Origin of the sequence: Pollutimonas subterranea (assembly GCF_002849655.1) — a bacterium.
In the GTDB taxonomy this organism is placed as follows: domain Bacteria; phylum Pseudomonadota; class Gammaproteobacteria; order Burkholderiales; family Burkholderiaceae_B; genus Pollutimonas; species Pollutimonas subterranea.
In genome coordinates, this window is sequence record NZ_PDNW01000002.1 from 312,975 (window position 1) to 325,617 (window position 12,643).

Annotated in this window: 5 protein-coding genes, 1 tRNA gene and 1 pseudogene; 4 read left to right on the forward strand and 3 right to left on the reverse strand. The window is 58.5% G+C overall.

All coding sequences use genetic code 11. The features are described 5' to 3' along the window. Positions 1–52 precede the first annotated feature (52 nt). Entirely contained in the window at positions 53–1,966 is a 1,914-nt protein-coding gene (locus CR159_RS03895; protein ID WP_102072690.1) for an amidohydrolase, read from the forward strand. Here the strand turns inward: CR159_RS03895 and CR159_RS03900 are convergent. Beyond that, complete coding sequence (locus tag CR159_RS03900; RefSeq protein ID WP_102072691.1) at positions 1,949–8,434, reverse strand: autotransporter outer membrane beta-barrel domain-containing protein; 6,486 nt, start codon at positions 8,432–8,434, stop codon at positions 1,949–1,951. The two genes, CR159_RS03895 and CR159_RS03900, sit on opposite strands and share 18 nt — an antisense overlap. A 319-nt stretch (positions 8,435–8,753) precedes the next feature. Between CR159_RS03900 and CR159_RS03905 the strand changes: the two genes are divergently transcribed. Both CR159_RS03905 and CR159_RS03910 read left to right on the forward strand, forming a co-directional pair. Further along, the gene (locus CR159_RS03905) at positions 8,754–9,761 is read left to right on the forward strand and encodes an MBL fold metallo-hydrolase (protein ID WP_102072784.1); all 1,008 of its coding nucleotides are present in this window, start codon (positions 8,754–8,756) and stop codon (positions 9,759–9,761) included. Positions 9,762–9,765: 4 nt separating this feature from the next. Then, a pseudogene (locus CR159_RS03910) lies at positions 9,766–9,930 on the forward strand (HigA family addiction module antitoxin); the annotation flags it as partial. 54 nt (positions 9,931–9,984) lie between these two features. Here the strand turns inward: CR159_RS03910 and CR159_RS03915 are convergent. Next, positions 9,985–10,061 (reverse strand) — tRNA-Arg (locus tag CR159_RS03915). A gap of 203 nt (positions 10,062–10,264) precedes the next feature. Here CR159_RS03915 and CR159_RS03920 point away from each other — a divergent pair. Next, positions 10,265–11,572: a phospholipase A gene (locus tag CR159_RS03920; RefSeq protein WP_158238500.1), complete on the forward strand. Its 1,308-nt coding sequence runs from the start codon at positions 10,265–10,267 to the stop codon at positions 11,570–11,572. Positions 11,573–11,603: 31 nt separating this feature from the next. On the opposite strand, the gene CR159_RS03925 is transcribed toward CR159_RS03920, so the two are convergent. Next, positions 11,604–12,563 carry a LysR family transcriptional regulator gene (locus CR159_RS03925; protein ID WP_102072693.1) on the reverse strand — a complete coding sequence of 320 codons (960 nt, stop codon included), beginning with the start codon at positions 12,561–12,563 and terminating at the stop codon, positions 11,604–11,606. Positions 12,564–12,643 lie beyond the last annotated feature (80 nt).

Below are 12,643 nucleotides of genomic sequence, written 5' to 3' on the forward strand. Positions count from 1 at the left end.
CGTCAGTGCACGCAATGTACCAACTCTTATATCAAACTCCCGGGAGATTCCGATGAAACTAACCACCGCGGTTCGATTAGCCGCTTTATTTGGAAGCGTGCTGCTTGCGCAGTCTGCTTCAGGGGCCGAAATGGCCGAGCAAATCTGGTCTGGTGGCCCCATCCTGACGATCGACCAGAGTCGGCCGCGCGTTGAAGCGGTAGCAGTCAAGGACGGCAGGATTCTGGCTGTGGGTTCCAGTAGCGAAATAGAGCGTTATCGCGGCAAGCAGACCGTTATGCACGATCTGGGAGGACGGACATTGCTACCGGGCTTTGTCGATGCGCATGGCCATGCCTTCATGATCGGCTTGCAGGCGGTCTCAGCCAATTTGTTATCGCCGCCCGATGGCAAGGTGAAAGACATTAAAGGTTTGCAAAGTACGTTAACGCAATGGGCGAGCGAGCATGCCTCCACCGAGAAAAGTATCGGCATGATTCTAGGTTTCGGCTATGACGACGCACAACTGGCTGAACAACGGCATCCGACCCGTGACGATCTTGATCTAGTGTCCAAGGACATACCGGTCATGATTATTCATCAATCAGGTCATATCGGGGGGATGAACAGCAAAGCGTTGGAGCTTGCCGGGATCACTGCGGCAACGGCCGATCCTCAAGGAGGTGTTATCCGTCGCGACAAGGAGGCTTCACGGCCCAATGGTGTGTTGGAGGAAGCAGCGTTCTTCAATGCGCTGGCCAAGCAGTTCAATGGGATGAGCGCAGCGCAAGCGCAAGCGCTGTTTGTGGCTGGCACAGAGTTACTGAGCAAGTACGGCTACACCACGGGCCAGGAGGGACGCGCCACGTCGACCATCGTGCCCTTTATGCAGCAGTCGGCAGCGGCAGGAAAAATACCCATCGACGTTGTGACCTATGTGGACGTTCTGCAAGACAGGGACTTTATCGCCAAGCATGCCAGCAAAACGTATATCAATGGCTTTCGGGTCGGCGGCGCCAAGTTGACTATTGACGGTTCGCCACAGGGCTTCACCGCCTATCGCGACCGCCCTTACTACAACCCGCCCGAGGGCTACCGGGCGGACTATCGCGGCTACTCGGCGGCAACCCCTGAACAAGTGTTCGATTCCATCGACTGGGCATTCCAGAACGATATCCAAATCCTTACCCATTCCAATGGCGAAGCGGCTTCCGATATATTGTTGGCTGCAATAAAAACAGCCAGAGAAAAGCACGGCATCAAAGATCGCCGGGCCGTATTGATTCATGGCCAGTTCCTGCGCAAGGATCAAGTCGCCACCATGGACAAACTTGATGTTTTTCCTTCCTTGTTTCCCATGCACACGTTCTACTGGGGCGACTGGCACCGCGATCGCACGGTTGGTCCTATCAACGCCGACAATATTTCACCAACCGGCTGGGTACGCGAGCGTGGCATGATGTTTTCTTCGCATCACGATGCACCGGTCGCTTTTCCCGATTCGATGCGCGTGCTATCAGCCACGGTCACACGCCGTTCGCGTTCGGGCGACATCCTGGGGCCGCAACAGCGCGTCGACGTGATGACCGCACTGAAGGCCATGACGATCTGGCCGGCCTACCAGCACTTCGAAGAAAGCGACAAGGGATCGATCAAACCCGGCAAGTTGGCTGACTTTGTTGTGCTGTCTGATGACCCTACAGCGATCGATCCTGAAAAATTGAGCGGTTTGAAGGTAGAGCAAACCATCAAGAAAGGCAAGATCATCTATCAGGGTCAAGACAGTAACGCCCAGACCCACACAAACAGAGCGGCTGTCGGCGACGTCATTTCGCGCCTGCTGCATGAATGGCAGCACCATGATGAAGAATCAGGCCGGGGCGGCCACAGCCACGGACCTGAACTTCTGATGGGCGCAGTGGCTCAAGGGCTTGCTCAACGCAAGTCTCCTGAAGGTCCGGGCACCACTTCAGAACCGATACGTTAAACGGGCGCTTATGTTCTGCGAGCGGTAGCTGCTGCCGGCTTGCAGACCATATTCCGCGTTCAGATCCAGCCCGTCCTTGTTAAACATATGCACGCCCAGGTTTAAGCGACCGACGATTGACGGTGCTTCGGTGGTGACATTGAACGTGCCGGTAGAATTGATTGCCCCAATAAAGCTGTTCTGGCTGGTACGTCGGTTGTTCGGTAGAAAACTGACGCCTGTACTGGCATAGACGCGCAAGGATGTGTTCCCGCTCGGGTCATAGCGTGTGCCGAGTTCCATCATCGGCGTGATCGCCACGTTGGTATTGCTCACGGAACTCATATTCAAACCCAGCGGGCCGGCACCTGATTCGCTGAACGCTGGGCTGCGGTTGTGCATCACATCCAAGTCAAGGTAGGGACGAAGGTAGCTATCCTCGAGATTGATGTCGTAGGCCGTGCGCACGCGTGCGCCTACCATCGTCATTTTTGATTGGCTGGAATAAGTGGTATTCAGCCCCAGCGCATCGCCCACTCCACCCAGTTGGGGCCGACGGTCATTGCGAAAGGTTCCGTGAGCGGCTGCCAATGCGCCCGTGATCGACCAATTGCCAATCTGGCGCTTGAGTGACACTGAGGCATCAAAGACTTCACCCTTGCTGGTAAAGCCGTCCGAACTCAGGCGATTCAGGTTTGCCCCGAATGTGGCTCCAAACGTCCATTGATTATCCAGCTGGCGCTGTACACCCAGCCGCAACCCACCTCCCTCGGACTCATAGCCCAGGTTGTGGCCGTTGGCGGACTGGTCAGTGAGATTGCCGCTAGCCCGCGCCCACACACACCCGGTTCCATTCACGCGTACCGCAGGAGTGTGGAACATTGGGCAGCTCATGCCGTCGCTGAAACTGTTGTAGGCGCTGGCCAGCATTTGTTGCGGTTGCGCGTGCAAATGTTGACCGCCCAATTGGTCCAGTGTGTATTGATAATGGCCGCTGCCATTGACGTGGTTCAGGTAACCGAACAAACGGGCCTTGCCGCGGTCGGCACGGTTCCAGCCACGTTCGAGGTACGACACCAGACTGTCGGCCGTCTCACTGAGCCCTAGTCCGGCAGGGCGAAAGTTGGCAATGGGAGTGATGGACAAGCGGTTACCGTCCAACTGGTGCTTCCAGCTGAACAGCAGCGACTGTTTGATTGCGCCGGTGAAGTTCAGTGCGGATGCCTCGATAATGGCATGGTCAGTTGGCAGCAAGGAAATTGCGTGCGCCTCGACGATGCCACCTAAGTTGGCAACGCCCTTGATTGCCAGCGCGTCGTGCGTCGCACCCACATTGGCAGCGTCCACGGTTATGACCGTGCGCCCGCTGTCGTACTGGTTGAGCCGTCCGTCTATCGTGGTCGTGCCCACCGTGTCAATCAAGCCTACGTTGAGGACACCGTAGTTATCCAGACTGCTGCCGTCGATCCGGTAGCTCGCTCCGGCGTTCAGAATACCGGTTGCTTTGTTGGTGACATTACCCGGTGTCGACCCTAGATCAATGCTGCCGGTGATGGCGCCGCTGTTATCGACATTCGTGACCCCGTAATCGGCCTGGATGGCATACCCGCTACCGGCACCTCCGTGTGTCGTGATCGAGCCAGCCTTAGTTACGGTAATTGTGTTTTCGAAGCCCGACTTTTCGACGCCACCGCCCGATACCATCACACCGACGCCATTCACTTTCCGATTCGTGCGCGGATTGGTGGCGGTACGGCCACCAATGACTTCCCCTTCAATGGAAATGTCTATACCGTTCTTGTCATGGTTGGCATATGAGCCGCCACTCTGAGCGAGGATCGCCACGCCACCGATCGCCCGCGTCTCCACAATAGTGTTGGGCGAGGTGGCAATCGATATGCCACCACCATAACCGTCGATCATATTCGACGCTTCGAAGCGCAATGCCCGGTCGGTCATCGTTTCGTTGGCGAACTCCTGGGCCGCCACGATGCCGCCCGAAGAGCCAAGGCTTTGGGCGACGATGGCATGGGCGTTGACAATATCTTCACCTTCCTTGCCCTGACCCACGATAATCGACGAACCCGAAGTGACCGAGACCGAGATATCGCCGCCATGCGTGCCGCTTTTGCGGGAAGAGGCGACATTCACGTCAGGTACGTACAGCAGATCGGCTGACAGATCACCAACGACGCCGCCACCAGAGCCGATGGATTGGGCCAGTATGCCCCAGGAGCCATGTCCGGCGGCGGTGATGTCCATCCCCGACACACCAATGTTTATGTCGCCTCCACTGCCTCCGGGCTTAGCGCTACCCGCGATAGTCGCGTACGCAAGATTGGCCATGTCGGCGGTCATATAGCCGCCTCCGCTGCCAATGGACTGAGCCAGGATGACGGGGCTGCGATCGCCTGTCGTCGCATAGGTTCCCGCGCCGGGGTCCAGCGTTATGGCCCCGCCGTTCCCCTTGCCGTCACCCGCGAGCTCAAGGTGGAAGAGCTGCTGGCCGTTCAGGAATTTTGATGGGATATGCTCGCCAGGCGGTGTGTCACTGTCGGCTGTACCCGCATTGGTGTGGCAAGCGCTTGCCCCCAGGGAGCCGGAAGCGCGACCGCTGTTCGTGCAACCTACACTGGCCACGCCACCGCCGCCGCCGATCGACTGCGCGAATATGGCCGCTGCGTCATCGCCCGCTGTTTGAACTTGGCTTACCGTTGACACCGAAAAATTCGTAGTACCGAAATAGATGCTTCCACCATCGCCCGACGACGCCTTGGACGCATCGATGCTGCCCAGGGTCACGGCTGGAACGTCGGCCCCGGCCAGCTTGCCTCCCAGACCAAAAATGGAACCCTCGTGCGCAACACCGCCGCCCCCACCAACAGACTGCATGAATACCGCATGAGAACCATAGCCCGAGGTTGCGATGAAGTTGTCCGATGCCGTCCCGCCGAAACTGCTCGTGTCGACGCGGACATTACCGCCGTTCCCGGCTGTGCCGCCCTTGCCACCGACGTTTACCGCAAGATCAAAATCCGCGCCGGTCAATGGGCTGAGGTCGATGTCGGCATCCACCAGGGCATCACCCGCGGCGCTGCCCGCCTCGCCGCCGCCACCGCCAACTGATTGGGCGAAGATCCCATAGGAACGATGGCCTTGCGTAAGAATAGTGGTGTTCTTGCCTATCGACACATCCACCTCGCCTCCGTTGCCGCCAGCGCCGCCGGTACCGCCCACGCCGACGCCCACGGACAAAGCCTTGGGAAACTCGTGTTCCTTTTTCTCCCAGTTCACGACGCGGCTTGCCAGCCACATGATTGTGCCCTTGGCATCCATGAGCTTGTTCGCGTCATCAATGATGATTTCAGCGAGGTCCGGCAGCAGCGCCTTCGAAGGGTCAGCGTTGCCCGCCTTGCCACCACCGCCGCCGATCGATTGCGCCACGATGCCATGCGAACCGCCACCCACCGCGATCGGTGTCGTCAAGGATGTACCGCCCGACGTATTCTCGTACTGAACCTGATAGCGGCCACCCGTACTGATCTGCCCGGAATAGTTCACGGTAACCTTGCCGCCATTGTTCCCAGAGCCTCCATCGCCTCCCGCAGCAATCTGCGTCTTCAGCTTGCCACCCACGCCCTGCGTTCCGGCGTCGCCGGCGATACCACCACCGCCCCCGATGCTTTGCGCTGTGATGCCACTCGCCCCGGAGCCCAATGTGCGGATGACAGAGGCTGAGCGCGAAGCGACCGTCACATCGCCACCGCCGGCTCCCTTTCCGCCCTCGCCGCCCACGCCTAAAGCGACACTGTAGTTGGCTTCTTCAAGGGGGACCGCAACCACGGTGGCCGCGTTGCCTACTCCGCCCATACCGCCGCCGCCGCCAATCGATTGCACCAGAACGGCATTGGCATTGTGGCCGCGGGTCGTCTGCGTGCCCGACAAGCCCAGACGAACCTTGCCACCCTTGCCGCCAGCACCGCCGGTGCCACCCACGGCCACTGCTGTGTTGAGGGCAAATTCGGAGTTCGCCAGGAAGGAGCCGCTGCCCGCTGTAGCGTCCCCACCGATGCCTCCGCCGCCGCCGATAGACTGCATGACAAAGCCAGTCGAAGACGCACCTTGCGTTTGCATATCATTGACCAGGTCGAAATCGATGTTGCCGCCATCGCCGCCTATGCCTCCGGAACCGCCAAGACTCATGCTGATGGTCACGTTTGGCATTTCCGGTATGGAGAGCGCCGAGAACGCTGCAGCGGTGGAAGCGCCACCCATGCCGCCTCCGCCTCCGATGCTCTGCAGCGCCATGCCGAAAGCATCGTGACCAGTGGTCACGACATCGCCGATCGACGAGCCGCTCGCTGCGCCACCAGCGCCTCGGATGTCGCCGCCATTGGCGCCTTTGCCGCCGCTGCCGCCCACCGCCAGCGACACGGTAATTCCGGTACCGGCATCATAACTGTGCGCCGCGCCGCCTTTTCCCCCGCCCGAACCCATCGTCTGGACCACGATGCCATGTGCGTGCTGGCCCGAGGTAGTAATTGTTCCTGTCTGATCTGTGCCGGCATCGTTCAGGCCGCCCAAGAACACGTCCCCACCCGTGCCCCCGGGACCTCCTGAACCGCCCACAGTACCTGTTACCACCGTGCCCAGGGAGAACGCCTTGGCGTACCCGCCGTTGCCCCCGCCACCGCCAATGGACTGCATCAACACTCCCTGCGCGTAGTCCCCGGTAGTGATGATGGTGCCGCCGTTCTTTTGGGAAAGGCTAAGTGTGCCCGCCGTGCCGCCTGCACCGCCCTTGCCACCAACCGCAACAAAGAGTCCGGCCGCGTTGCCCCCGTTGCCGCCGCCACCCGCGATTGACTGCATGTGCAGCCCGATAGCGCCGTCTCCTGTGGCCGTAATCTTGCCGCCGTCGCCCACGTAGGAAATGTTGCCGGCCGTGCCGCCGACGTTGCCGGAACCACCGACGAAAGGAAATATGCCACCGCTGATACTGGCGCCGTCGCCAGCGATCGATTGGGCCAGGATGCCGATGGCTTGACTACCCGAAGCAGTAACCGTGCCTTGGTTGGTCACCGTGATGTTGCCGGCCTTGCCCGGGCTGGTCTGCGTGCCGGGCGTGGTGCCGCCGAAAGGGTGCTGGTTCCAGGCGACCGAGCTGTTCGCCAGGATACCGATCGTGGTGTCCGTGGCGGTGGCCTTGTCGGTGATGTTGCCCACCGTGATGCGACTGTTGGCGTCAAGCGATACTGACACGTCGCGGTAGCTGTTCGGGTCGCCATGGATAACCGGCTTGCTATCGCCCTTGCCAAGTGGATTATCCGCCGTACTCGTGGCGACCAAGCCGATCACATTGGTGCTGGCAAGATCAATGGTGCCGGCCTGAAGTTGGACATCGACATTGCTGCCGCCACCGGATACGCCCAGCCATTTCTGCGTATTGCTGGGGTCTTCGGAAGCTGCCCCGACGCTCGCCGCAACAATCCCCATGGTGTACGGCGCGTTTCCAGTCAGCGCTCCGTTGAAACTCAGATCCACCTCGCCGCCTTTGCCGTTGTCAGCCATGTGCCCGTCACCATGCCCACCCATGCCTCCCTGAGATAAGGCAAGAACGCCAACCACGGGAGAATCAGCCCTGGTCGTCAAGGGATCGCTTTCGGACCCCAGTTGTAGCGTGGCCCCCTTGCCCACGGTAACCTTGACGTTGCCGCCGAAGGCCCCAGCTCCCGACAGGTCGACCCTCTGGCCCATGGAATCCGTAGTCTGGCTGGTGTAGCCATCGCCTCCTTTGGAAACGGCGTTAAGGAGTGCTGCGCCGGCGCGCCACGGAAGACTGCTGCTGCCCTTGGCCAGCCCGCCAGACGCGATCAGGCCGGTCCCGCTCGCCGTCTGGAGATTGACAACGAGGGCCGATCCGTTGGCCGCTTGCCGCAAGTGGTCGCCCTCTGTCCAGCCGTCGGCTCCTCCGGAACGGAACTGATAAGCACTGGTAGGCCCCTGCAGCCGGCCCGCGAAAGTTACTTGGTCGAATTGCACCTTCAAGGGCGCCGAAACAGTGACGTCGAGCTTGGGGCCGACCGCGCCGGAATCGTGCTTCTTGTCTTGAGCGCCCTTACCGAAGATATATACAAGGTTGCGCCCTGGCGGTAGCGCGAGGCCATTTTGGAATGCCGCGATCCCGGCCGATGATGTTTTGACATTGGCCGTAATGGTGGCCGTTTTATCGTCTGACTTATGACTGAAGATCAAGCCATAGTGATTGACGCTGGACTTGGCATCAAGCAACAAGGAAGCATCGAATTCGGCCGTGACGTCAATCTCGGTATTCGCTTTGACTGACTTCCCGTCGATCTGCCATTGGTGGTTCGTGTCAGCCTCTGACGTTTCAAGCGTCACTGTTCCGGCCTGCACATTCAGCGACACACCCGAAATCAATAAAAAATATGACAGCAAGCGCGGAGGAAGGTTATTGATTCTTTTCATCGACAATTCCGGAGGTGATGACGGAATCGCGGAGCTATTTCACAATTGACGCGTCAACAAGATCGCCGGAGTTTTTCATGAAGCGTCGATTCTGGTCAGTCTCAAATTTCTCAATCGTCTCATTGAGAGCTTCGCGGAGCGCTGCCGAGCTCGATGAAATTGCCGTACTCTCGTCTCAGAAACCGATTAAAAGAAAGTCAACATCGGTGCTCTATGGCTTCCAATCTTTCCTCGCGCCGGATATAGTGAACGTTGCCGGTCTCCGCAGGAGTCCACTGCGGATTGCCAAAAATCGTCAACGATATCCATGGTGGCCACTATGAAAATTCCCGTCACATCAGGGGCATCGTCATCGGCGCGGCGCACGCTGTCTATCATTGTCCTCGCTACGTCGGCTGCTTTATTGCCTGCCGCCAGCTTTGCCGAAGTTCCCGGCAAGTCAGTGAAACAGGTTCCTGGCTACTACCACATGTCGCTGGGCGACTTTCAGGTGACGGCGCTGTATGACGGCGCCATTTCGCTCACAACATCGCTTCTGAAGGGCATCAGCGACAGCGAAACCCAGGCCATGTTGGCGGACATGTTCGTTCCAGTGACGAAAGATGGCGTGCAAACTGCAGTCAATGGCTACCTGGTCAATACGGGCAAAGACCTGATTCTCGTGGATGCGGGTGCAGCAACGTGTTTTGGACCGACACTGGGTGGGCTTGGCAATCACCTGAAGTCCGCAGGATATGAAACGACGCAAGTCAGCAAGGTGTTCCTGACTCATCTGCATGGTGACCATTCTTGCGGGATCACTGCCGATGGCAAGATGGTTTTCCCGAACGCAACGGTGTATGTAACCAAGGGCGAAGCCGATTATTGGCTGAACAAGGAAACGGCCGCACAAGCGCCAAAAGAAGCACAGCCTTTTTTCCAGGCAGCCCAAGAGGCCGTGGCACCCTATGAGACTGCCGGGAAGCTGAAGCAATTTGTGGCAGGCGACGCTTTGGCCGACGGCGTGACATCGGTTCCATTGGCAGGCCATACACCCGGCCATGAAGGGTATATGTTTTCGTCCAAGGGACAGCAATTGCTGGTATGGGGCGACATCGTCCATAGCCATGCAGTGCAGTTTGCAAATCCTGCCGTGTCTCTCGATTTCGATACCGATAAAAAACAGGCCGTTGCCACACGCGAGAAAGTTTTTGCCCGTGCCGCGAAAGAGAAATTCTGGATCGGGGGTGCGCATCTGCCTTTCCCCGGCATCGGGCATGTCAAGGAGCAAGAATCCGGCTATCGGTGGATTGCGGTTGAATACTCGCCGTTGCCCGCAGGAAATTAAGGGCATGCGTCCGATCCATCCGGGCGAAATTCTGCGTGAAGAATATCTCGCGCCGCTGGGGATGAGTGTCAACACTCTATCCATTATGCTCCACGTTCCCGCCACCCGCATGAACGAGATAGTTCGTGGACGCCGCAGCATCACCCCTGATACCGCATTGCGGCTGGCCGAAGAGATTCGACCGCTGCAACGCGCGTAATCTGCGTCTATCCAGATAAACACTTGGCGCGGCAGGAGGGGCTCGAACCCCCGACCCCGGGCTTAGAAGGCCCGTGCTCTATCCAGCTGAGCTACTGCCGCATTATCCAACTTGGAGCGCGCATTTTAGCGCGTCGAGCGGGAAAGAAGAAAAACGTCATATATCTGGCACTTACGCGAACGAAATGCCGATATCAATCGCACCCAAGTACCCATTTCGCCACATACTTACAATAGGTAGCGTAAAGAACGAGCCTCAATGCTACAGTTTCCGGCGTATCAATAAGAATCCAAATGAAGCATTTATGACGTATACCTGCACACCACTGAAACACTGCGTTCAAGTCATGGCCCTAGTCAGCAGCGCACTCCTCGCCTCGCCGGCCAGCGCCGGTATCAGCTACAAGCTGGACCGCCCCCAAGCCCTCCCCGGTGAAACCGTAACTATCAGCGGCCTGCTGTTCAATGATACCGCCAGCGCCATTACGTGGAACGCCCCCAAGCAACTGGTCATTCAATGGCGCGATCAGGAAGGCAAGGCGATACGCAGCCTGGCATATCTTGCCCAAGGCAGCGAACAAGCCAATATACCGGTCAATAATTTTGTAAAGTTCAGTTGGCGCGCCGTGGTGCCTACGGGCGTGCGCGGCCTGCAGGCGGTCAACATCGAAGGCGAGCCCACGCTGCTTGCGTTGGACACCAGTCCGCTCAAGAACAGCACCATTTCAGGCACCCCAGCAACCGGACCGGTGGTTGACGCCGGCGCGGCAACGGGGCTACAGCAAAACGACCCTGCACTGCCCGAGAACGTGGTGGCCGCCACGGGCGCGCCCATCTCCCAGGGGCCGGCCGTTACGTCAACGCAGCAACTGACCACGCCGCCTTCGGGCTTCGCGCGATTCAGCAGCGCCATTTCCGCCTACGAGCCCATTTATTTTGACGTGGGCAATAAAGGCGGGCGAAATGCGCGTTACCAAGTTAGTTTCAAGTATCGTCTTTTCACGCCCAACGATCCCAATAATCCCAAGTTCGAAGATCATTTCTATCTTGGCTACACGCAAACAGCGCTGTGGGATCTGCATTCCGACTCGAATCCGTTTGTCGACACATCGTTCAAGCCCAGCCTTTTCTGGCAGAAAGATGCCTTGTGGCAGTCGCCCAGTAAAGATATCTACCTGGGGCTGGCCAGCGGCGTCCAGCACGAGTCGAACGGCAAAAGCGAGGACGATTCGCGTTCATTGAACTTCGCCTACATCCAGCCCGAGTTCAGCTACCGTTTCGACGGCGGCAGCACGCTTACTTTCGCACCACGCGTCAAAACCTACTTCGCCGTCGGAGACAAAAATTCCGACTACAGTGATTATGCTGGCCACGTCGACTGGAAGTTGCGCTGGGCACAGGACAATGGCCTGGTATTGTCGGGCCTGTACCGTCAGGGGCACGAAGGCCGCAGCACGAGCCAGATCGAGGCAGCATGGCCTTTGAAGCGTACGTTCCTGAACATGAACGGCTACCTGCATGTGCAGTATTTCAAAGGCTACGGGGAAACGTTATTGGGCTATAACCATAAAAGCGAGCCGCAGGTCCGCGTCGGAATTTCGCTGGTTCCATGACGAACGGGCGCGCCGATACCGGTGCGCCAGCTCAACGGCTCCGCAGCGCAGCCCTTTGAGTCGAGCCCGCTGCGGATATTCCGTTGTCACTGTCGCACGCGTGAATCAGGAATTGCCTGAACACGTCAACAAGACCGGCAGGCTGTCGCGTACTGGGCCACAGCAGCCCGACGTCCATGGGCGCAAGCGGATCGCTGATGGGGATGGCCATGATTTTCTTTCCCTCCAGCGACCATGGCCTATACACCAGGTCGGACAATATCGAGACGCCAAAGCCATAGGCGACGAGGCCGCGCAAGGCTTCCAGCGAACTGGTACGCATCGCTACGTTGAGCGCCGGGCTTGCGGCACCCCAATGCCGCATAGCCGCGGCTTCGGCATCGTCGACAGTCAGCAATATATAAGGACAACGTTCAATATCGGCCAGGCTGACGACGGCTTGCTTGGCAAGGGGATGGCTGGCTGCCATCCATACGCGGCGGCGCGAACGAACCAGAAGATGATGCCCATAGCGCTGTGGGACGTCGATGTTCGACAACAGGCCAACGCCAAGGTCTATGGTTTCGTCGGCCAGCGCTTGTTCCAGCGTAGGCCTGTCCATATCGACCAGGTCAATCTCGACTTGCGGGTAGCTGCGCTTGAAACGGCTGAGCAAGTCCGGCAGGAAGTAGCCTAGAACAGTGTAGGTGGCTGCCAGGCGTATGGTTCCAGTCGCCGTCTGGGGAAGCAGGCTGGCATGGCGCATGGCGTCGTTGACCGAGTCCATGACATGTCGCGCGTGGTGGAAAAACACTTGCCCTTCGGCGGTCAATACCACACCATGGGGTAGTCGATCGAACAGACGCACCTTCAGTTGTTGTTCAAGGCTTTGTACGGCGCTGGTAATGGCGGACTGCGACACATGCTCGGAAACCGCAGCGGCGGAAAACTGCCCCGACGTGGCGGCGGCAATAAAGTAGCGGAACTGCCGTAGCGTGACCTCGTCCTTCATCTGTTTTTCCAATACCTGTTAGCTGAAAAATTGATTTTACGATAGCACGATAAGTCCATACACTGGGAATACAGAAAATT

Excerpts from the sequence above, each read along its gene's own strand:
- CR159_RS03925 (WP_102072693.1), bottom strand. The coding sequence starts at position 12,563 with ATGAAGGACGAGGTCACGCTACGGCAGTTCCGCTACTTTATTGCCGCC.
- CR159_RS03900 (WP_102072691.1), bottom strand. The coding sequence starts at position 8,434 with ATGAAAAGAATCAATAACCTTCCTCCGCGCTTGCTGTCATATTTTTTA.
- CR159_RS03920 (WP_158238500.1), top strand. The coding sequence starts at position 10,265 with ATGACGTATACCTGCACACCACTGAAACACTGCGTTCAAGTCATGGCC.
- CR159_RS03905 (WP_102072784.1), top strand. The coding sequence starts at position 8,754 with ATGAAAATTCCCGTCACATCAGGGGCATCGTCATCGGCGCGGCGCACG.
- CR159_RS03895 (WP_102072690.1), top strand. The coding sequence starts at position 53 with ATGAAACTAACCACCGCGGTTCGATTAGCCGCTTTATTTGGAAGCGTG.